The following is a 463-nucleotide window of genomic DNA, read 5'->3' on the forward strand; positions in this document are numbered from 1 at the left end:
CCCGGCTGGGCGGGGTTGGTGGTGTAGCGAGCCCACAATACTTGCAGTGTTTGCTTCACACGCCCTGTGCGTGCTTTGACGACCGCGTCAAAGTCAATCGGGACGAATTCGCCTTGCCCGCTGGTGCGTTTGTCAACGAATATCTCGTCCAGCTCGTCATTCGTCAGCGCCGCGACCTGCTGGGCAGTGGTTAGGCCAAGGCTTCGCAGCGCTTGGTTCGCTCGGGAAATCGCGCGGTGCGAGCACCCGAGTTGGTCTTCAATCTGGCGGTAAGAACGCTTCCTAATCAGCAGCGTCATCACCGCACGGTAATCCGGCATAAGCGGACTCCTTCCAGTACGCGCCGCACCCGAGTGGTGCGGCTACCGGAAGTATCATCCCGAGCGCCCTGAGCTGCTACCAGATACTCACTGAAGCGCTACCGGATAGTCACGACACTGCTACCAAATAGCCGGTCGCAACA

Annotated in this window: 1 pseudogene; it reads right to left on the minus strand. The window is 59.6% G+C overall.

What is annotated here, in order from left to right:
• Positions 1-320: pseudogene (locus HMPREF2565_RS03750) on the minus strand (IS21 family transposase); the annotation flags it as partial.
• Positions 321-463: the final 143 nt, after the last annotated feature.

This window comes from Corynebacterium sp. HMSC072A04 (assembly GCF_001809235.1).
Classification (GTDB): domain Bacteria; phylum Actinomycetota; class Actinomycetes; order Mycobacteriales; family Mycobacteriaceae; genus Corynebacterium; species Corynebacterium hiratae.